General features: G+C 52.2%; 16 protein-coding genes. 9 read left to right on the top strand and 7 right to left on the bottom strand.

Annotation, left to right across the window (positions count from 1 at the left end):
- Positions 1 to 542: 542 nt before the first annotated feature.
- Positions 543 to 4,295, top strand: coding sequence for a peroxidase family protein (locus tag ACO7SM_RS07595; RefSeq protein WP_490470310.1), 3,753 nt, complete (start codon positions 543 to 545; stop codon positions 4,293 to 4,295).
- Positions 4,296 to 4,779: 484 nt separating this feature from the next.
- Positions 4,780 to 6,249, top strand: a complete 1,470-nt coding sequence (lysP, locus tag ACO7SM_RS07600; protein ID WP_490470311.1) for a lysine-specific permease — start codon at positions 4,780 to 4,782, stop codon at positions 6,247 to 6,249.
- Between the two features lie 102 nt (positions 6,250 to 6,351).
- Here lysP and ACO7SM_RS07605 read toward each other — a convergent pair whose 3' ends face one another.
- The gene (locus ACO7SM_RS07605; protein ID WP_490470312.1) at positions 6,352 to 8,337 is read right to left on the bottom strand and encodes a ligand-gated channel protein; all 1,986 of its coding nucleotides are present in this window, start codon (positions 8,335 to 8,337) and stop codon (positions 6,352 to 6,354) included.
- 284 nt (positions 8,338 to 8,621) lie between these two features.
- Positions 8,622 to 9,458 (bottom strand): S-formylglutathione hydrolase, encoded by an 837-nt coding sequence (gene fghA, locus ACO7SM_RS07610; protein ID WP_490470313.1) that lies wholly within the window; start codon positions 9,456 to 9,458, stop codon positions 8,622 to 8,624.
- Positions 9,459 to 9,787: 329 nt separating this feature from the next.
- Between fghA and folE the strand changes: the two genes are divergently transcribed.
- The 6 genes from folE (at position 9,788) to mglC (ending at position 16,722) form a co-directional block, all read left to right on the top strand.
- A complete protein-coding gene (folE, locus tag ACO7SM_RS07615; protein ID WP_490470314.1) occupies positions 9,788 to 10,456 on the top strand; it encodes a GTP cyclohydrolase I FolE in 669 nt (222 codons plus the stop codon).
- A 14-nt stretch (positions 10,457 to 10,470) separates the two neighbouring features.
- Entirely contained in the window at positions 10,471 to 11,628 is a 1,158-nt protein-coding gene (gene yeiB, locus ACO7SM_RS07620) for a DUF418 domain-containing protein YeiB (RefSeq protein ID WP_490470315.1), read from the top strand.
- 149 nt (positions 11,629 to 11,777) lie between these two features.
- Positions 11,778 to 12,800 (top strand): HTH-type transcriptional regulator GalS, encoded by a 1,023-nt coding sequence (galS, locus tag ACO7SM_RS07625; protein ID WP_490470316.1) that lies wholly within the window; start codon positions 11,778 to 11,780, stop codon positions 12,798 to 12,800.
- A 297-nt stretch (positions 12,801 to 13,097) separates the two neighbouring features.
- Positions 13,098 to 14,096 (top strand): galactose/glucose ABC transporter substrate-binding protein MglB, encoded by a 999-nt coding sequence (mglB, locus tag ACO7SM_RS07630; RefSeq protein WP_490470317.1) that lies wholly within the window; start codon positions 13,098 to 13,100, stop codon positions 14,094 to 14,096.
- 79 nt (positions 14,097 to 14,175) lie between these two features.
- Complete coding sequence (gene mglA / locus ACO7SM_RS07635) at positions 14,176 to 15,696, top strand: galactose/methyl galactoside ABC transporter ATP-binding protein MglA (protein WP_490470318.1); 1,521 nt, start codon at positions 14,176 to 14,178, stop codon at positions 15,694 to 15,696.
- 15 nt (positions 15,697 to 15,711) lie between these two features.
- A complete protein-coding gene (gene mglC, locus ACO7SM_RS07640; RefSeq protein ID WP_490470319.1) occupies positions 15,712 to 16,722 on the top strand; it encodes a galactose/methyl galactoside ABC transporter permease MglC in 1,011 nt (336 codons plus the stop codon).
- A 47-nt stretch (positions 16,723 to 16,769) separates the two neighbouring features.
- Here the strand turns inward: mglC and ACO7SM_RS07645 are convergent, their stop codons facing one another.
- The 5 genes from ACO7SM_RS07645 to ACO7SM_RS07665 all read right to left on the bottom strand — a co-directional run bounded on the left by ACO7SM_RS07645 (position 16,770) and on the right by ACO7SM_RS07665 (position 20,002).
- On the bottom strand, positions 16,770 to 17,009 hold the full coding sequence (locus tag ACO7SM_RS07645; protein WP_490470320.1) for a DUF2542 family protein: 240 nt from the start codon (positions 17,007 to 17,009) through the stop codon (positions 16,770 to 16,772).
- A gap of 2 nt (positions 17,010 to 17,011) precedes the next feature.
- Positions 17,012 to 17,731 (bottom strand): outer membrane permeability protein SanA, encoded by a 720-nt coding sequence (gene sanA / locus ACO7SM_RS07650; RefSeq protein ID WP_203361241.1) that lies wholly within the window; start codon positions 17,729 to 17,731, stop codon positions 17,012 to 17,014.
- 166 nt (positions 17,732 to 17,897) lie between these two features.
- On the bottom strand, positions 17,898 to 18,782 hold the full coding sequence (gene cdd / locus ACO7SM_RS07655; RefSeq protein WP_490470321.1) for a cytidine deaminase: 885 nt from the start codon (positions 18,780 to 18,782) through the stop codon (positions 17,898 to 17,900).
- Between the two features lie 129 nt (positions 18,783 to 18,911).
- Positions 18,912 to 19,607, bottom strand: a complete 696-nt coding sequence (locus tag ACO7SM_RS07660; RefSeq protein WP_490470322.1) for a CidB/LrgB family autolysis modulator — start codon at positions 19,605 to 19,607, stop codon at positions 18,912 to 18,914.
- Positions 19,604 to 20,002 carry a CidA/LrgA family protein gene (locus ACO7SM_RS07665; protein WP_490470323.1) on the bottom strand — a complete coding sequence of 133 codons (399 nt, stop codon included), beginning with the start codon at positions 20,000 to 20,002 and terminating at the stop codon, positions 19,604 to 19,606. The genes ACO7SM_RS07660 and ACO7SM_RS07665 overlap by 4 nt, the downstream gene beginning before the upstream one ends.
- A gap of 190 nt (positions 20,003 to 20,192) precedes the next feature.
- On the opposite strand from ACO7SM_RS07665, the gene dusC reads away from it, so the two are divergent.
- Entirely contained in the window at positions 20,193 to 21,146 is a 954-nt protein-coding gene (gene dusC / locus ACO7SM_RS07670; protein ID WP_490470324.1) for a tRNA dihydrouridine(16) synthase DusC, read from the top strand.
- Positions 21,147 to 21,299 lie beyond the last annotated feature (153 nt).

Genomic DNA, 21,299 nt, shown 5'->3' on the forward strand with positions numbered 1-21,299 from the left:
ACATGTAAATATAAGTTAGTTTCGGTATGTCAACGAAGCGGTACTAATAACGTATTATTTCAGAATTATTATATAAACTTTTATATTATTGATTTTAGCATGGCGACATTAATAATTTATTTTTTCTTAATGATTTATTCAATATTCGTCTGGGAAATTTCACCTATAGTGTTGTATTGCTGGAGAGTTAAAACGCGGCTGTCAGTGCATCGTTGATCGGTTAATTATCGGTGGTTCATTTTCGCTGTTTAATATTATTGACGGTTGTTAACTTTATGGCTTTATTAAATATCAGGGGATCGCTTGTCTGAAGCCTGTTATCACTTTGGCAAAGTAAGTCGTTGCGATTTTCCTGTGGGAGCTGAGCATATCCATCATAGGGTCTTATTATGAAGTGAAAGGGGGGATTTAGGTCGTTCACCCTGACTTCGGAGCCGCTCTGCCTACTCGCGCAGTTAGCAATTTCAGGCCCGTAATCCGAGTGCCGCATACAGGCTTCGCCTTTTCGTGCCCTTTCATAATCATTCTTGAGAGAAATGAACATGGCCGATATTAATAAGCATGACCCTAAATTTATCCTCCTGCAAACCTCTATAGCACAAGCGTATGTCGACGGTGTCCACTTTAATTTACTCACCAACCCTCTGCTTCCATTCGGTATTCGAACTTTCGATAGTAGCGTTAACCACCTGGTCACAGGGCAGCACAAGTTTAATGCCATAGACTATTCCTTCCTGCGCGTGTTTGATCACGCGTTTCAAACGGGATACGCCGGGATAGGGTCGGTTATAGATCCGCCGCGATCGGTTATCAGTAACCAGACCGCCAACATCTTACCCGCAGTTGACGTGAACAAAGGTACCGATCCGGTCATCAGCACCGGTCTGGATGGTGTATTTGGCACGCCATCGCCGCAGGAGGCTGTTGAGCTTGCGCCGAAATCCAGGCCTTCTACGCAGACCCTGGACACGAGCACAGTGCCTGACGGCATGAACACCTTGTCGAAATCTGCCGATCCCATTATCTTAGCGAGCAAGGAAACGTCGGAGGATGACGATGACGATGGCGATGATGATGTCGGCGGCGACGGTGCCTTCCCGCTCAACGCCAGTGATGTCGCCAACCTGAAGAATCTGGTCAACGGGCGTGAAGGCGGTGAAGACAACGATGCGCTCGGGATCCGCGATCTCGAAGGCACCGGCAATAACCGTGTTCACCTTGACTATGGTTCGGCCGATCAGCCGTTCATACGACTCACCGACGCGCATTACGGCGCCTGGAATGAGACGACTCACAACCGCGACATCAATCCCTTGTTTTCCGGGCTGGATCCGCGTGCCGTCAGTAATATCCTTGGCGCACAGGAAGCAAACCTTTCCGGCAACGCTGCCGGTGTGAACAGCTTGTTCACGGCCTTCGGTCAGTACTTCGATCACGGCCTCGATTTCCTCGGTAAGGGAGGTAACGGAACGATCCAGATTGGCGCTCCGGGCTCGGTGCCGAATCCTGCTGACCTGACTCGCGGCACCGTTGACAGCATTGATGCCAATGGCATCCCGCAGCATCTCAATAAGACATCGCCATTTGCTGACCAGAACCAAACTTATGGCTCGAACGAACTCGTCGGCCAGTTCCTGCGAGAAGGCGACGGACAGGGCGGGTTTACGGGCAAGCTATTGGAAGGTGGAGTGGATCCCTCAAATCCGAATTTCAAGCTGCTGCCCACGCTGAGCGAACTGATCCTGCATCACTGGAACAACAACACGCTGTTCACCGACAGCTCGCTGCCGGGCGACCATAGCGTGACCTTCCGGGAGTACTTCGCCGGACTGGTCGACAGCAATGGCGTTATCAACAAGTCGATGCTTCCTGCCATGACGTCTAATTTCATGGGAAGTGGCTTCGCGCTGCTGCTCGACACCAACCCCTTTATCAATCTGCTCGACCACTACGTAGCGGGTGATGGACGTGCGAACGAGAACATCGCACTCACTGCGGTCCACAACATCTGGGAGCGCAATCACAACTTCCATGTCAACGGATTGCTCGAAGCCGGATTCGAGGGAACCGCTGAAGAACTGTTCCAGGCCGCCAAGATAATCAACGAGGCTGAGTATCAGCGCGTTATTTACACCGACTTTGCCGACAAGTTGCTTGGGGGCATGAGAGGCGAGGGCGATCACGGCTTCGCCGGGTACAATCCGGAAGTGGATGCACGAGTCTCCCACGAGTTCGCGACTGCAGCTTACCGGTTCGGTCATTCGCTGATAGGGCAGACGCTGACGGTGCTCGACGCTCAGGGCAATGCAACGCAGGTACCGCTGTTCGACGCGTTCCTCAACCCGACCAACGATACGAGTGCGTTCATCCTCCCCAGTGGGCAATTGCCTTACTCTCCCAAGCCTGGTTATGAGCAGTTGGGTGTCTCCGGGATCATTGCCGGTGGTGTTGTCCAGCAAGCGGAAGAAGTCGACGTCAATATCGTCGATGCTGTCCGAAATGACCTCGTTCGTATGAGTGCTGACGTGTTCGCCTTCGACGTCGCCCGCGAGTGGGACGTCGGTCTGGGTTCGATGAACCAGATCCGGGCCGACCTGATGTCCTCTCTCGATCCGTATGTGAAGGAGGCGGTCAGCTTTGCTGGCGATCTCACACCCTACAGTTCGTGGGAGGACTTCCAGGCACGGAACGATCTCAGCGATACAGTCATTGAGCAATTCAAGCAGGCCTATCCAGACCTCGTGCTGGAAGATGCTCAAATTGCAGACTTCCTGGCGGCGAACCCTGGCTATAAATTTGTTAACGGAAACACCGTCAAAGGCATCGACAGAGTTGATCTGTTCGTTGGTGGACTCGCCGAGAAGCACATCAATGGCGGTGTGGTTGGTCAGACTTTCTGGGTCATCATCCACGAGCAACTTGACCGGATCCAGGAAGGTGACCGGCTGTACTATCTCGACCGCGTGGAGCATCTGGATCTCTACGAGGCCATCGAGGAGCAGGGCTTTGCCGGGATCGTGGCACGCAACACGGGCCTGACCAATCTTCCCGAGAACATCTTCGGGACGAGTCAGCTCGATAATCCGCCGGTCGTTGCCAACCGCAACCTCGTCCTCAATGGTGGGAACGGCATTGACGTTCTCAATGGTGGACTTGGTGATGACGTCCTCAATGGTGGGGGCAGCAACGACACGCTCAACGGTGGGGCCGGCAACGACACGCTCAACGGCGGTACTGGCGCCGATGTGATGGTGGGCGGTCTCGGTAATGATACCTATATTGTTGATAATACTGGCGACGTTGTCACTGAAGGTCTTAATGGCGGGACGGATGTTGTCCAGACCACCCTCAACAATTACACGTTGGGCAATAACGTTGAAACACTGGTGTTCACCGGGACAGGCGCTTTCACCGGCAAAGGGAATGCCATTGCCAACACCATCACGGGTGGCAGCGGTAATGACTTTTTGTATGGGATGGGAGGAAACGACCAACTGAACGGTGGGGCAGGAAATGACACCCTTGATGGTGGTGACGGTGCCGATAACCTTCAGGGCGGGGCTGGCAACGATAACCTGATAGGTGGAGCGGGCAACGATAGACTCGAGGGAGGCCAGGGTGCCGATAGCATGACGGGGGGGGCCGGAGATGACGTTTATCTGGTTGATAATACCATGGACAGTGTCAAGGAAGCTCTTAATGGTGGGACGGATGTTGTCCAGACCACCCTCCAAAATTACACGTTGACCAATAACGTTGAAACACTGGTGTTCGCCGGGACAGGCGCTTTTACCGGCAGAGGGAATACCATTGCCAACACCATCAATGGTGGCAGCGGTAATGACTTTTTGTATGGGATAGGAGGAAACGACCAACTGAACGGTGGGGCAGGAAATGACTTCCTTGATGGTGGTGAGGGTATCGATAACCTTCAGGGCGGGGCCGGCAACGATTACCTGATAGGCGGAGTGGGTAACGATAGACTCGAGGGTGGCCAGGGCGCTGATATCATGACCGGGGGGGCCGGAAATGACACCTTCGTCTTTAGTGCAGGCTTTGGGCGAGACCGTATTACCAACGGTTTCGATAGTAATCCCAGCGGCGGACAGGACTACCTCGATCTGAGTTCATTAGGCATTGGTGTAGCGAATTTTGCCAGCCGCGTCACGATTGCTGGGGGATCCGGTAACAGTACCGTCATTACCATCGGCAATCCTCTTGATGGCAATGTCATTACGTTAGAAAACGTAAACTCTAACAGCATCAATATTAATGATTTTACTCTAATCGGATAAGGAGAAGACGAGGTCGCGCCAGCATACGCCAACAGAACTGAAGGATTTATTAAAGGGAGCGAAAGCCACCTTTGTAATGTTGTTTTTTTAGTTGTGTTATCAATAGGCTTATGCTGGCGCCTGCAGTAGATATATTGCAGGTCGGTAACGTCTTCAATGTGATGACGGCCAGGCAGAATACTCGCTTTGTCGGGGTGATTCGGGTGGCGATGGTTGCAGTAAAATGTCGGTTTTGTGAGAAAACGGATCCCGTCAAAAAACACGGAACCGGGAAAGGAGGTCACCCGCTTTTCCTGTGTTATCGCCTGTTTTGCGTCCAGGTACGGCCTCTTTGCGCGCGCTTTTGTGCTACTGCGATATTACTGCTTTACTTATAACTGACTGCTCATCATGAAGGTCTCTTATAACAACGCATTTGTGCCGGAAGGAATGTCATTCGTCTGCTACAATCGCGCCTCATTTTTTGGATGGATAGCATTTTCACATGGTTTCCGAAATTAAAACCACAGAAGCGCCCGCGTTACGTCGCGAACTGAAGGCGCGCCACCTGACGATGATCGCCATTGGTGGTTCCATCGGTACAGGTTTGTTCGTTGCATCCGGTGCAACGATTTCTCAGGCGGGCCCGGGTGGCGCGCTGTTCTCCTACATTCTGATTGGCCTGATGGTGTATTTCCTGATGACCAGTCTCGGTGAACTGGCCGCGTATATGCCGGTTTCCGGTTCGTTTTCGACCTACGGTCAGAACTACGTAGAAGAAGGCTTTGGCTTCGCGCTGGGCTGGAACTATTGGTACAACTGGGCCGTAACCATTGCGGTTGACCTTGTGGCGGCGCAACTGGTGATGAGCTGGTGGTTCCCGGACACGCCAGGCTGGATCTGGAGTGCGCTGTTCCTGTGCGTCATTTTCTTGCTGAACTACATTTCCGTGCGCGGATTTGGTGAGGCGGAATACTGGTTCTCGCTGATCAAAGTGACCACCGTGATTATCTTTATCGTGGTTGGCGTGATGATGATCTTCGGTATCTTCAAAGGCGTAGAGCCGGTAGGCTGGAGTAACTGGACGACGGGCGATGCGCCGTTTGCCGGGGGCTTTGCGGCAATGATCGGTGTGGCGATGATCGTCGGCTTCTCTTTCCAGGGTACCGAGTTGATTGGTATCGCTGCGGGTGAGTCAGAAGATCCGGAGAAGAACATTCCGCGCGCAGTGCGTCAGGTGTTCTGGCGTATCCTGCTGTTCTATGTGTTCGCCATTCTGATAATCAGCCTGATCATTCCGTACACTGACCCGAGTCTGCTGCGTAACGACGTGAAAGACATCAGCGTCAGCCCGTTCACACTGGTATTCCAGCACGCGGGTCTGCTCTCTGCGGCGGCGGTAATGAACGCAGTTATCCTGACGGCGGTACTGTCGGCGGGTAACTCGGGTATGTATGCGTCTACCCGTATGCTCTACACCCTGGCGTGCGACGGTAAAGCGCCGCGTATTTTCGCGAAGCTTTCTCGTGGCGGGGTACCGCGTAACGCGCTGTATGCAACAACGGTGGTTGCGGGTCTGTGCTTCCTGACCTCGATGTTTGGCAACCAGACGGTTTACCTGTGGCTGCTGAACACCTCCGGGATGACGGGCTTTATCGCCTGGTTGGGGATCGCCATTAGTCACTATCGTTTCCGTCGCGGTTATGTGATGCAGGGGCATGATATTAAGGATTTACCGTATCGTTCAGGTTTCTTCCCACTGGGGCCGATCTTTGCCTTCGTGCTGTGTCTGACGATTACGCTGGGTCAGAACTACGAAGCCTTCCTGAAAGACACCATTGACTGGGGCGGCGTGGCGGCGACCTACATCGGTATTCCGCTGTTCCTGATTATCTGGTTCGGCTACAAACTGACCAGAGGTACGCGCTTCGTTCGTTACAGCGAAATGCAATTCCCGGAACGTTTCAAGAAATAGTGAGAGTCAGTTGTCGGCAGGGTTTAGCGTTTGCGCAGCCTTTCGGCAATGATGAGTAAGACAAACCCCGGCAGAGATGCCGGGGTTTTTGCTGTACTGAACTCAGAAGTTGTACGTTAAACCGACGGTATAACGACGACCATCGAGAATCGTGTCATAGGTATCGTAATCGATCTGCTTATCCAGCGCGTTGTAGACCCCGGCGGTCACCAGCAGATTCTTGTTGGCGTTGTAGCGCATGCCCACATCAACCTGAGTATAAGAAGGGGTTCCCTGCGACATCGACGTACGGCTCAGGTATTCAGAGGTTTTACCGCGGAAGTTCAGGCGGCTCCAGAAACCGACATCCTGCGTAGCCTGCCAGTCGAGCGTGGTGTTGAACATGTGTTTCGGCATCTTGTTCAATGGCTTACCCGAGAACTGGCCGCTTTTCTGCTCAGATTCGGTATAGGTGTAGTTCGCCGTCCAGTTCAAATCGGAGGTTATCTCCCAGCCAAACGTCGATTCCACGCCGCGCATGTTTGCTTCATCAACGTTGACGCGATCGCTGACGAAGTCGTAGGTTTCATCGCCGATAGTACAGGCGGGATCGGCACTGCTATTGCAGCGGCGAACTTCGGTTATCTTGTCTTTGAAATCAGTGTTGAACAGGGTGACGCCGGCGTTGAGGTTGTCGCCGTTATCCCACAGCAGGGCAATTTCTTCGCTCAGGCTTTTTTCGGGTTTCAGATCCGGGTTACCCACAATGATGCCATTCAGGCGACCACCGCCAGTGACCTGTCCCCAGCTTGCTGAAGACTGGCGCAGGTCGGGGGCGCGGTAGCCCGCAGAGACGCCGCCTTTCACTGTCCACTGCTCTGCCAGATGCCAGACACCGTAGCCGCGCGGCGTCCAGTTGTCGCCGTAGTTTTCATCTTTATCCATTCGCAGGCCACCGGTCAGCGTGAAGGTGTCGGTTATCGCCCACTCATCTTCAGCAAACAGCGCCCAGCTCCAGCGCGTCAGTTTGTTCAGACCATCGGCTGCCTGCAACTGGTTTCCGTTATCGCGGAGCTTTTCATAACGGTATTGTCCGCCCAGCGTCAGAGTATGGGCACCGAGGAATATCTGGTTCTGGTTGTTGAAAATCGTATTGTAAGACTTCATCTCGCGACCCGGGTTATTGGTCTCTTCCTGCTGAACGTAGCTGGTGGTGTTGAAGTCATCGTAATAGCCGCTGTGCGTTAATGAGTACGTGGTGTGCTCGTAGCGGTTTTCGCTTTTGGTGTTGGGTTTACAGGTGGTGCCACGGCAGGTGACTTCCGCCATTGACATGCCCGGCGTGCTGTCGCGATCCTGCAATTCACGCGCAATGTCGAAATCAACATCGTTTTTTTCATCTGGCGTGAAGTTAAGCGTCAGGCCGCCGTTGCGCAGGCGCTGTTCATTAAAGCCATTGACTATCTGATCCTCGGCGCGGCGTGACAGCAGACCTGTCACTTTAGCGCCCAGCAATCCGTCAATTAACGGACCCGATGCATAGGCGTTAGTCTGGAAGAGATCGCCGGAATCACTGTTTTCCTGGAAGGTGGCATCGCCATGCAGAGAACCGGTCCAGCCCTGGGTATTGGAGACTTTTTTGGTTATCACGTTGATAACGCCCCCCATCGCGTCAGAGCCGTAAAGCGATGACATCGGTCCACGAATCACCTCAATCCGCTCAATAGACTCCAGTGGGGGCAGCCAGCCTTGTTCAATCCCGGCGTTATCGCTGTTCGGTCGCGTGCCGCGGGTACTGATGCGCTTGCCGTTGACCAGGAAAAGCGTGTATTGCGAGGCCATGCCACGAATACTGATGTCGCTACTGCTCCCGCCGCCGGTCACGACCACGCCAGGGACATCTTTTAGCGCATCGGTGACATCGCGGTAGGCTTTATCCTCAATCTGCTGTTTGGTAATCACAGAGATGGAGGCAGGGGCGTTCTGAATCTTCTGCTCAAATCCCGTCGCGGTAACAACGACGGTGTCCTGGTCAGCAGCATGGGTGAGTGATGGGAGGCTAGCGACGCTTACTGCGACAGCAACGGCCTTAACGTGAGGTATGGTCATTTGTATCATTCCATTAAATGAATAAAAAAACTGCGTGTCATGTGTAAAGCCACGACGACTGTATGTATTTGTCTTTTAAGTATTCTTTACGTAGATGAGGCGGGAGAATTGTACAAAAGAATGATTTTTTGTAAACACAAATGATAATTGGAATCATTTGTGTTTGTGTAAATTTGAGTTGAAGTAGTTTTAAATCAATAAGATAGATAAATGTAAATATGGCGGGAATGTGAAGGAAAAATGAAGATATGCGGGAGAAGAAGGAGGGCAGGCGCCCTCCAAAATTACTTCAACAAATGCTGCGCATGGAACCGCAGATGATCCTCAATAAAAGAGGCAATGAAGTAATAGCTGTGATCGTAGCCGGGTTGAATGCGCAGTGTCATGGGCCATGACGTCTGGCGAGCCGCTTCCGCCAGTACCGCAGGCTGGAGCTGATCGGCGAGGAACTGATCGTTATCGCCCTGATCCACCAGCGTTGGAATGGCGTGTTCGGGTTTGCTGGCCAACATTAACGCACAGCTATCCCATTCGGCCCACTGCGCCCGCTCTTCGCCGAGATACGCGGTAAAGGCTTTTTCTCCCCACGGCACGCGACTCGGATTCACAATGGGCGCAAAAGCGGAAACGCTGGTGTATTTACCGGGATTCTTCAGCGCCATGATGAGCGCGCCATGCCCGCCCATTGAATGTCCGCTGATAGCGCAACGGCTGCTGACGTTAAATTGCGACTGGATCAGCAATGGCAGTTCATCGCGCAGATAATCATACATGCGAAAATGGGTGGCCCAGGGCTGCTGCGTCGCGTTCAGGTAGAATCCGGCACCTTTACCTAAATCGTATTGTGCATCATCGGCGACCTGTTCACCACGCGGGCTGGTGTCTGGCATGACCAGCACAATCCCCAGTTCTGCCGCGATGCGCTGCGCACCGGCTTTGGTGGTGAAGTTCTCATCATTGCAGGTCAACCCTGACAGCCAGTACAGCACGGGAGGCGGCGCGGTATCTCGGGGAGGGGGAAGAAAAATACTGAATGTCATCGCGCAATTCAGCGTGCTGGCGTCATGCCGCCAGCGTTGCTGCCAGCCTTCAAAACAGCGGTGCTCTTCGAGCATTTCCATGCGTGGCTCCTGTTGTGTTGTGCGTTGTGAACTCCCCATAATACAGATTATTCATTGTGCTGTGAGTAACTTTCACTTCCGCATTTAGCTAACATGCTTCATCATCTACACAACTTTACATTAACACTCAGGCATCGTGAGCCATCAGGTTTGTCGGTCAGGGGAGTCGTGTGAAATCCAGGTGATGAAAGGCAGCGTCAATTTCAATAATTATCACTGTGAATACTGGATTATGTGCGCGGCCTCACGCACAATGTTTGGGCTGTCATACAGCTTAAAAACTTTGCCCCACGTAGGGCGAAGGCGCCACACCTGCAGGAGAAAAAGAAATGCCATCACTCAGTAAAGAAGCGGCCCTGGTTCATGAAGCGCTGGTTGCGCGTGGTCTGGAAACCCCGCTGCGCCCGCCCGTGCATGAGATGGATAACGAAACGCGCAAACGTCTTATCTCAGGCCACATGACTGAGATCATGCAGTTATTGAATCTTGATTTGAGCGATGACAGTCTGATGGAGACGCCTCACCGTATCGCCAAGATGTATGTCGATGAGATTTTCTCCGGTCTTGATTACGCCAACTTCCCGAAAATCACCGTCATTGAAAATAAAATGAAGGTCGATGAAATGGTAACGGTACGTGATATCACCCTGACCAGTACCTGCGAACACCATTTCGTGACCATTGATGGGAAGGCAACGGTGGCTTATATACCGAAAGAGTCGGTGATTGGCCTGTCGAAAATTAACCGTATCGTGCAGTTTTTTGCCCAACGCCCGCAGGTTCAGGAGCGTTTGACCCAGCAAATTCTGACGGCGCTACAAACATTACTCGGTACTAACAATGTGGCGGTATCGATTGACGCAGTGCATTACTGCGTCAAAGCGCGTGGAATCCGCGATGCGACCAGCGCAACGACGACGACCTCGCTCGGCGGGTTGTTTAAATCCAGCCAGAATACCCGCCAGGAGTTCCTGCGCGCTGTTCGTCACCACAACTGATTAAGGCCCAGGCTATGGAGCGTAATGTCACGCTGGATTTTATTCGTGGCGTTGCCATCCTGGGCATTCTGCTTCTCAATATCAGCGCCTTTGGTTTGCCAAAGGCCGCGTATCTCAATCCCGCCTGGTACGGCGATATTACCGCTGCGGATGCCTGGACCTGGGCTGTCCTCGATCTTTTTGCGCAGGCCAAATTTCTCACACTCTTTGCTCTGTTGTTCGGTGCCGGGCTGCAAATGCTACTGCCGCGCGGCAAACACTGGATCCAGTCACGTCTGACGCTACTGGTGTTGCTGGGATTTATTCACGCCCTGTTTTTCTGGGATGGCGACATTTTGCTGGCCTACGGTCTTGTGGGGCTGATTTGTTGGCGACTGGTGCGCGACGCGCCCTCCGTGAAGAGCCTGTTCAATACCGGCGTCGTGCTTTATCTGGCAGGAATCGGTGTTTTGCTGCTGCTGGGAACCATCTCGGGCAATGAGATAAGCCGGGCCTGGACCCCGGATGCTTCTGCGCTGTTGTATGAAAAATACTGGAAGCTGAACGGGGGAGTGGAAGCCATCAGTAATCGAATTGATGGGCTGTCGAACAGTTTGCTGGCGCTGGGGGCGCAGTATGGCTGGCAACTGGCAGGGATGATGTTGCTGGGCGCGGCGTTAATGCGAAGTGGCTGGCTGAAAGGTCAGTACAGCCTGCATCACTACCGGCGAACGGGCGCACTACTGATTGTCACCGGGGTCGTGATTAATCTGCCCGCCATCGTCGCACAATGGCAACTGGACTGGGCCTGGCGTTGGTGCGGTTTTCTGTTACAGGCGCCGCGAGAGCTGAGCGCACCGTTTCAAACGCTGGGTTACGCGTCGCTGATATTTGGCTTCTGGCCTCAATTGAGCCGCAGCAAACTGGTTATTGCCGTTGCCTGCGTAGGCCGAATGGCGTTGAGTAATTATCTCCTGCAAACGCTTATCTGCACCACGCTGTTTTATCATTTCGGCTTGTTTATGAAATTTGACCGACTGGGGCTGTTGCTGTTCGTGGTTCCAGTGTGGCTGGTGAACCTGCTTTTCTCCGTCATCTGGCTGCGTTATTGGCGTCAGGGGCCGGTAGAATGGCTGTGGCGTCAATTGACCCTACGTTCGTCAGGGGCATCCGTATCTCGATCATCCAGATAACGATCTGGATCACATTCATTAACAAAACGCATGTAACCGTTTCCAACCCTGTGACCTTACTCACGCAGTCCTCCCCGCGTCGCTGACAAAATAGCCGCCTGCAAAAGGGGTGTCTGTGAGCAACGGCAATTTCAAACAGGGTAGTGAATATGATAACCATTCGTGATGTGGCACGTCAGGCGGGTGTCTCTGTGGCGACCGTTTCTCGTGTACTGAATAACAGTACGTTGGTGAGTCCTGATACGCGTGACGCCGTCATGAAAGCGGTCACCTCACTGGGTTATCGTCCGAATGCAAATGCTCAGGCGTTGGCAACGCAGGTGAGCGACACCATCGGCGTGGTGGTGATGGATGTCTCGGATGCCTTTTTTGGCGCGCTGGTAAAAGCGGTCGATCTGGTGGCTCAGCAACATCATAAATATGTGCTGATTGGCAATAGCTACCACGAGGCTGAAAAAGAACGCCATGCCATTGAGGTGTTGATCCGCCAACGCTGCAACGCCCTGATAGTCCACTCCAAAGCACTAAGCGATCGGGAACTGAGCGAATTTATGGATCAGATCCCCGGCATGGTGCTGATCAACCGACTTATCCCCGGCTATGCCCACCGCTGCGTCTGTCTGGACAATATCAGCGGCGCAAAAATGGCCACGCGGATGCTGCTTAATAATGGTCATCAACGCATCGGCTATCTGGCTTCCAGCCACCGTATTGAAGATGACGCGATGCGTAAAGAAGGGTGGTTAGCCGCATTGGCAGAGCAGGGGATCACCCCTCCTGAGAGCTGGGTTGGCACAGGCTCGCCTGACATGCCGGGTGGCGAATCCGCCATGGTTGAACTTTTGGGGCGTAACCTGCAACTCACCGCCGTGTTTGCCTACAATGACAACATGGCCGCTGGTGCGCTTACCGCGTTGAAAGACAACGGTATTGCCATCCCGCTGCACCTGTCGATTATCGGTTTTGATGATATTCCCATCGCACGTTACACCGACCCGCAACTGACGACGGTGCGTTACCCGATTGCGTCAATGGCAAAAATGGCGACTGAGCTGGCGTTACAGGGGGCAGCAGGCACGTTAGATGTGTCGGCAACGCACTGTTTTATGCCGACTCTGGTGCGTCGGCATTCCGTGGCGTTGCGGCAGAATGCGGCGCCGATCACTAACTAAAAATGTCGTTGTATGTAACCGCTTTCAATATGTGAGTAAATTCACAGTATCTTAACAATGTGATGGCTATGATGGCACCGTTTGAAGCGTTGTAACTATTATGTAACGGTGAGCAATCAGTTTTACCGCTGCGTTAGCGCTTTAAGCAATAATTAAAGCCTATTTTTGGAGCGTTACCGGGCACGGAATAAAGATTTTTTAAAAGTGAGCTTCGGCGTTCAGTAACACTTCATTAACGTTCTGCCCTGCCGAGCATTTTTCTCAAGTACTACCCTGCATAATAAAACCGGAGATACCATGAATAAGAAGGTGTTGACTCTGTCTGCTGTGATGGCAAGCATGTTATTCGGCGCGGCTGCGCACGCTGCTGATACCCGCATTGGTGTAACGATCTACAAATATGACGATAACTTTATGTCTGTGGTACGTAAGGCTATCGAACAAGATGCCAAAGCGGCACCTGACGTACAGTTGCTGATGAATGACTCCCAGAACGATCAGTCTAAACAAAACGACCAGATCGACGTTCTGCTGGCAAAAGGCGTGAAAGCACTGGCGATCAACCTGGTTGACCCGGCGGCGGCAGGCACTGTGATTGATAAAGCGCGTGGTCAGAATGTCCCGGTTGTCTTCTTCAACAAAGAACCTTCCCGTAAGGCGCTGGACAGCTATGACAAAGCCTATTACGTCGGCACTGACTCTAAAGAATCCGGAATTATTCAGGGCGACCTGATTGCAAAACACTGGCAGGCGAATCAGGGTTGGGATCTGAACAAAGATGGCCAAATTCAGTTTGTTCTGCTGAAAGGCGAACCGGGCCACCCGGATGCTGAAGCCCGTACCACCTACGTTATCAAAGAGCTGAACGATAAAGGCATCAAAACTGAGCAGTTGCAGTTAGATACCGCAATGTGGGATACCGCGCAGGCGAAAGATAAAATGGATGCGTGGTTGTCTGGCCCGAACGCCAACAAAATTGAAGTGGTTATCGCCAACAACGACGCCATGGCAATGGGGGCTGTCGAAGCCCTGAAAGCGCACAACAAAACCAGCGTACCGGTATTTGGTGTGGATGCATTGCCTGAAGCGCTGGCTCTGGTGAAATCCGGCGCGCTGGCAGGTACCGTGCTGAACGACGCCAACAACCAGGCGAAAGCGACCTTCGATCTGGCGAAAAACCTGGCAGACGGCAAAGCCGCTGCTGAAGGCACCAACTGGAAAATTGAGAACAAAATTGTTCGCGTTCCTTACGTAGGTGTTGATAAAGATAATCTGGCTGAGTTCACCAAAAAATAATCGTTGTTATCCGTTTTCTCGGGCGCAAATTTCTTGCGCCCTTTAATAACGCACTCTGCGAGGCCAACAAGGTATAATTATGGTCAGCACTACTACTCAGTCGTCAGGCGAATTCTTGTTAGAAATGAGCGGCATCAACAAGTCTTTCCCCGGCGTTAAGGCACTTGATAATGTCAATTTAAACGTCCGCCCCCATTCCATTCATGCATTAATGGGAGAAAACGGTGCAGGGAAATCAACATTATTAAAATGTCTTTTTGGAATCTACCAAAAAGATTCTGGCAGCATTTTATTTCAGGGCAAAGAAATCGATTTCCATTCTGCCAAAGAAGCACTGGAGAATGGCATTTCGATGGTTCACCAGGAATTAAACCTGGTATTGCAGCGTTCCGTGATGGACAACATGTGGCTGGGACGTTATCCCACCAAAGGCATGTTTGTTGATCAGGACAAAATGTATCGCGATACCAAAGCGATATTTGATGAGCTGGATATTGATATCGACCCACGGGCGCGAGTGGGGACGTTATCCGTTTCACAAATGCAGATGATCGAAATTGCGAAAGCGTTCTCGTATAACGCTAAAATCGTGATTATGGATGAACCTACCTCTTCATTAACTGAGAAAGAGGTTAATCATCTGTTTACCATTATCCGTAAGCTGAAAGATCGCGGCTGCGGTATTGTCTATATCTCTCATAAAATGGAAGAAATTTTCCAGTTATGTGATGAGGTCACTGTCCTGCGCGACGGCCAGTGGATTGCGACGCAGCCGCTGGAAGGGCTGAATATGGACAAAATCATCGCCATGATGGTCGGGCGCTCGCTGAACCAGCGCTTCCCGGACAAAGAAAACACGCCTGGCGAAGTGATTCTGGAAGTGCGTAATCTGACGTCGTTACGTCAGCCTTCAATCCGCGACATCTCGTTTGATCTGCATAAAGGGGAGATCCTCGGGATTGCCGGTCTGGTCGGGGCAAAACGTACGGACATCGTTGAAACGCTGTTTGGTATCCGCGAAAAATCGTCTGGTACCATTACGTTGCATGGCAAAAAAATTAACAACCACAATGCCAATGAAGCCATTAACCATGGTTTTGCGCTGGTGACGGAAGAACGCCGTTCGACGGGTATTTATGCTTATCTGGATATTGGCTTCAACTCTTTGATTTCCAATATTCATAATTACAAGAATAAAGTCGGTTTGTTGGACAACTCGCGGATGAAGAGTGATACCCAATGGGTCATTGATTCTATGCGGGTAAAAACGCCGGGCCATCGTACGCAAATTGGTTCTCTTTCGGGTGGAAACCAGCAAAAAGTCATTATTGGCCGTTGGTTGTTAACTCAGCCAGAAATATTAATGCTGGACGAACCTACGCGCGGGATCGATGTGGGCGCGAAATTTGAAATTTATCAGTTGATCGCGGAGCTGGCAAAGAAAGAGAAGGGAATCATTATTATCTCCTCTGAGATGCCAGAATTGTTAGGGATCACAGATCGTATCCTGGTAATGAGTAACGGTCTCGTTGCTGGAATTGTTGACACCAAAACGACTACGCAAAACGAAATTCTGCGTCTTGCGTCTTTGCACCTTTAAGATCAGGGGCTCCTCATGAGTGCGTTAAATAAGAAAAGTTTTCTTACTTATCTAAAAGAAGGCGGAATTTACGTCGTTCTTTTAGTCTTACTGGCCATTATTATTTTCCAGGACCCCACATTCTTAAGTTTGCTGAACTTGAGTAACATCCTGACGCAGTCTTCCGTCCGTATCATCATCGCGTTGGGCGTTGCTGGACTGATTGTCACCCAGGGGACAGACCTGTCAGCGGGTCGTCAGGTCGGGCTGGCGGCGGTTGTCGCGGCGACGTTGCTGCAATCGATGGAAAACGCAAACAAAGTCTTTCCTGAAATGGCGACCATGCCGATTGCGCTGGTGATCCTGATCGTCTGTGCGGTGGGGGCCATTATCGGTCTGGTGAACGGCATTATTATTGCCTACCTCAATGTGACACCGTTTATCACCACGCTTGGCACGATGATCATCGTTTACGGTATCAACTCCCTCTACTACGACTTCGTCGGGGCATCGCCAATCTCTGGCTTTGATAGCGGCTTCTCGACCTTCGCGCAGGGCTTTATTGCGCTGGGTACCTTCCGACTCTCTTACATCACCTTCTATGCGCTGATTGCCGTGGCGTTCGTTTGGGTGCTGTGGAACAAAACGCGTTTTGGCAAAAACATTTTTGCTATCGGCGGTAACCCGGAAGCGGCAAAAGTCTCGGGTGTTAACGTCGCGCTGAACCTGCTGATGATCTACGCATTGTCCGGCGTGTTCTACGCTTTTGGTGGTTTGCTGGAAGCCGGTCGTATCGGTTCTGCGACCAACAACCTCGGCTTTATGTACGAACTGGATGCGATTGCGGCGTGCGTGGTCGGCGGCGTGTCGTTCAGCGGTGGGGTAGGAACCGTCTTCGGGGTGGTGACCGGTGTGATTATTTTCACCGTCATCAACTACGGTTTAACCTATATCGGCGTGAACCCTTACTGGCAGTACATCATTAAGGGCGGCATCATTATCTTCGCGGTTGCGCTGGATTCCCTGAAATACGCCCGTAAGAAGTAATTCATCAAGCGAAAAACCGGTGCAGAGACGTTCTGCACCGGTTTTTTTTATTTGATAAAGACTAACCAAATTCCCACCAGCAGTGCGCCCAGCGAAAGTCCAAAATAGACGCTGATATAGATCCAGTACGTCGTGGGTTCAGCAGAACGCTGAATTAAGAGTGGCTCTTGCGAGCCTTTAACCGTTTTCTCGACAACGCCAGAGCGTAGCCCCTTTAGTCCTTGCCGAAAAGTCCAGACGACGACCATCAGTACGCCAATCACGATAAAAAGGGTTTTGTCTTCCACGCTTATTTTCCTTGTTTCTTTTGTAATTCCAGCAGTTGCTCAGGCGTTACTGCCGGATAACCCTGTGCATCATCAGGAACCTGATGCATGGCGGGAATGGGCACCAGCGGGCCTAAAAAGCGTGGTTCACGCTTGAAGAGATAGAGGTCGGCCAGCGCGCCAAAACGCGCGCCGAATTCGCGCACCCGGACGGTGAGCATATCTTTTGGCGAAGGCACGGCGTAACACTGCGCCTGAATTCCCATATGCAGCGCAATAAATAAAGCGCGTTCACAGTGAAAGCGCTGAGTGATGATGATGAAATCGTTGGTATCAAAGACTTTACGGGTGCGCACAATGGAATCCAGCGTGCGAAAGCCTGCGTAATCGAGCACGATATCCGCAGGATCAACACCTGCCGCGATGAGATCTTTACGCATCGTCATCGGCTCGTTATAGCTTTGCAGCGCATTGTCGCCGCTAAGCAGAAGGTAATTAACCTTTCCGCTGTTATAGGCGTTTAGCGCCCCCTGAATACGGTAGCGGTAATACTGATTAATCACGCCGGTGCGATAGTATTTGGCGGTGCCTAAGACCACGCCGACCTGGCGATAGGGGAGATCCTGCAATTCGTCGTAGATGTACGGGGCGGTTTTCCAGCTCATCCATCTGTCGAGGCCAAGCGCAGTTAACAGCAGCAAGCCGACCAGGACTAACAGGCTGTAAAACAGACGCTTTAACATTGCGAAGAACTCGATAAAAGGAAGAAATTTCAATCAGGCTACTTTACCCGGCGGCGTTGCGCAAGAATCGGTGGTCTGATTGCGGGGATTTTCGACATACCGCAACGTTGCCGGAAGCGGCATGTCGATTCAGGCCCGGTAAGCGTGCGCCTCCGGGCACAGCGATTTACGCCAGCAGTACGCGCTCGATATTGTCGCAGCCTAACGCTTTCAGCGTCGCGGCAGTGGCATCCCATTGAATCAACGGAGCATCCGCTTTCTCGGCCAGAATGGCACGCTGGATATCCGGGTAGTCGTAACCGTTCAGATTCAGCAGGTTTAATGCGCCTTGCAGAGGCGGCAGCGTCGGGTTAAACGCCGCGTTTTCAGCATAACTGCCGGTGAAAATACGCCCGTCTTTACACTCCAGCGCCACGCCGCTCGGGGCTTGGCTGTAGGGCATATGGCATCGGTTGGCTGCGCGAATCGCTTCCTGAGTCAGCGCGTCGCCTTGCAGCGCGAAGCCGTGATCCTGCGCGTCCATCAGCAGCGTTTTGATCTCCAGATCTTTCGGACCGAAAGCGTCTGGCAAATAGTCACGCAGAGTGTGTGGTTCGCGGCCTGGCAAGTGAATGCGCAGATCCAGTCCGCTGTTCAGTTCGTTCATAAACTGACGGCAGTGACCGCAAGGGGTGTAGTTGACGGTAATGGCGGCAAGGGCTTTTTCACCGCGTAACCAGGCGTGGCTGATGGCGCTTTGTTCGGCATGAACGGTTTGCTGCATGGTGGCGCCCAGGAACTCCATGTTCCCACCGAAATACCATGTCCCGCTCACGCCGCGCGCCACGGCGCCAACGTTAAAATGGGAAAGGTCGGTACGCGCGCAGGCGGCAGCCAGCGGCAGGAGCGCGAAAGCCAGCGCGTCTTCGTCCAGCCCCGATTCACTTTTCAGCGTCGAGACCTGCTCTGCACTCAGCATGGCGGGGAAATGCTTATCCGCCAGAAGTGGAGCCAGCGCTGATTGCAAATTATCCGCGAGTTGGGCAAAAGCAGTTTGAAAACGTGGATGCATGGCGTTGCCTCATAACAATGTAATGGAATCGTAGTGTACGGGCCTGTTACCGCTTTATATGTGATTCATATCTCATTACGTGTGCAACTTATGAAACTTAAATGGAAAATGCGCGACGCATCGCAAATTTTAGCCCACTACCGCCAGAATGACGGGAAACAAAAAGGGAGCCAAAAGCGAGGTGATAATCCCGCAAATCACCAGCGCCAGCGAACTAAAGGCGCCTTCCTGGTAGTCCAGCTCCGCACAGCGTGCGGTGCCGAGGGCATGCGATGCGGTGCCCATTGCCAGTCCACGCGCGGCTTTGGTACGGATTCGCATGGCGTTTAACAGCGTATGACCAAACACGGCTCCGAGGATCCCGACAAATATCACGCATACGGCGCTGATTGCCGGAATGCCGCCAAGACTCCCCCCCACCGCCATCGCGATAGGCGTGGTGACCGATTTAGGCAATACCGAGGCGGCGATTTCAGGCGTGGCGCCCATCAACAGGGCCACCGACGTGCCCGTCACCATAGCGACCACGCTACCAAAGAAACAGATAGTGATGATGGATTTCCAGCGCGCGCGGATCTGGTGCAACTGCTCATACAGCGGATAGGCCAGCGCGACCACCGCAGGTTGCAGCAGGTCGTTCAGCACTTTGCTGCCCTGAAAATAGTGATCGTAAGGCGTCCCGGTGAGGATAAGTATAGGAATGATGACCACCATGGCGACCAGCAGCGGATTCAGCAATGGCATTTTAAAACGCACCGCCAGTTTACGCGCGGCAAAAAACACCGCCAGTGTCAGAGGTAACGACCACCAGATGTACGACATCATTGTTTTGATCCTTTCTGCCCAACCACTTTTCGTTCGCCGTGCACAATATGCGAGCTCCAGCTAACCACCAGAAAGACGACCAGCGTACTTATCGCGCAAGAAACAATGACGGGCCCGAACTGCGCACGCAGCAAGTCAAAGTACTGCATCACGCCCACGCCAATGGGAACAAAAAGTAACGCCATATAGCGAATCAGCACGTAGCAACCCGGGTTGACCCATTTTGCCGGCAGAATTTGCAGCGCCAGTAAAACGAAGAGGATCAACATGCCGATGATGCTGCCGGGAATCGTAATGGGAAGCAGCGACGCAATAAAAATACCCGCATATAAGCAGGCATAAATCAGCACAAATGCGCGTAAATATTGCCAGACGATATTCAGTGATTTACTCATAGTAAACGCCCTTGATGAGAGGGATTCATCATACAATTAAACTTTAAAATGTGCTACCGATCACATCATGAATTCTGAGCATAGTGAATATAGACAACGGGAACGTTGCGTTATAAAGATCATAGCGGAGACACTTTAAACCGCCCTGGAGAGACGCTACCATAGCGCCTCTTTTTTTGCGGGTAACGATATGCGTGTTTTGCTGGCGCCGATGGAAGGCGTGCTTGATTCTCTGGTGCGCGAGCTCCTGACCGACGTGAACGACTACGATCTGTGCATCACGGAATTTCTGCGCGTGGTGGATCAACTCCTGCCTGAGAAAGTATTCCACCGCATTTGCCCGGAACTGCTCAATGCCAGCCGGACACCCTCGGGCACGTTGGTGCGTATTCAGCTTCTGGGACAATATCCGCAATGGCTGGCGGAAAATGCCGCGCGCGCGGTGGCGTTAGGATCGTATGGCGTTGATCTTAACTGCGGCTGTCCGTCAAAGCTGGTTAATGGCAGCGGCGGCGGTGCAACCTTACTCAAAGATCCTGAGCTTATCTATCAGGGGGCAAAGGCGATGCGTGAGGCGGTACCGGCACATCTGCCCGTGACGGTTAAAGTGCGTCTGGGCTGGGACAGCGGCGACAGAAAATTCGAAATTGCCGATGCGGTACAGCAGGCTGGCGCAAGCGAACTGGCGGTTCACGGGCGCACAAAAGAACAAGGGTATAAAGCGGAGCACATTGACTGGCAGGCGATTGGCGAAATCCGACAGCGGTTAACGATTCCGGTTATCGCCAACGGTGAGATCTGGGACTGGCAAAGTGCGCAGGACTGTATGGCAATAAGCGGTTGCGACGCGGTCATGATGGGGCGAGGGGCATTAAATATTCCTAACCTGAGCCGTGTTGTGAAATATAACGAACCGCGTATGCCGTGGCCTGACGTGGTTGTCCTGTTGCAGAAATATAGCCGACTGGAAAAGCAAGGTGATACCGGGCTGTATCACGTGGCGCGCATCAAACAGTGGCTGGGGTATTTACGTAAAGAGTATTCCGAAGCGACCACGCTGTTTCAGGAGATTCGCTCTCTCAATAATTCACCGGATATTGCCCGCGCGATCCAGGCCATTGATATCGCGTCGCTGCGGCCATGAGACATGGCCGATGGCGCATTGGCAAATCAGGGAAACGAAATGGGGGTTGTATTTATCACTTTAATGATTCTTAAATATTCATTTAAGCTGAATATATTTTTCTGATTATTTCTTTTATTTTCCAAAGATGTATTGCCACGCGTAACTAAAAAA

The sequence above is a fragment of the Citrobacter sp. LJND-P06 genome (assembly GCF_058188415.1).